Below are 398 nucleotides of genomic sequence, written 5' to 3'. Positions count from 1 at the left end.
CGTTGCAGCCATCGATCCCGCCTAACCCGGTCAGCGCTGCATCGTTGCCTCCAGCGGCACGGCATCTCCCGCCTGCCGGATATCGAGGGCGACAAACCGAAGCGCCAGCGCTTCAAGCGTTATCCCAACTGCTTCTTTCACATCGATATCGCTGAGGTTCAGACTGCCGAAGGCAAGCTCTACCTGTTCGTGGGCATCGACCGCACCAGCAAGTTCGCGGTCACCCAACTGATCGACAAGGCTGACAGGCGCACGGCGTGGGAGTTCCTCGAACACCTGCTGAAAGCTGTGCCTTACCGCATCCACACAATTCTCACCGACAATGGCATTCAGTTCGCCGAGCAGCCGCGTAACCGCAACACGGCCTGGTCGCGTCAGATGCGCTTTGACATGATCTG

At 59.5% G+C, this 398-nt stretch carries 1 pseudogene; it reads left to right on the top strand.

The window, feature by feature from the left end:
* Positions 1 to 398 (top strand): annotated as a pseudogene (locus AC0IYH_RS29630) (DDE-type integrase/transposase/recombinase); the annotation flags it as partial.

It is taken from the genome of Pseudomonas sp. AC463 (assembly GCF_979253585.1).
The sequence above is the reverse complement of the archived record's forward strand: the minus strand, read 5'-3'. Positions and strand labels throughout refer to the sequence as shown.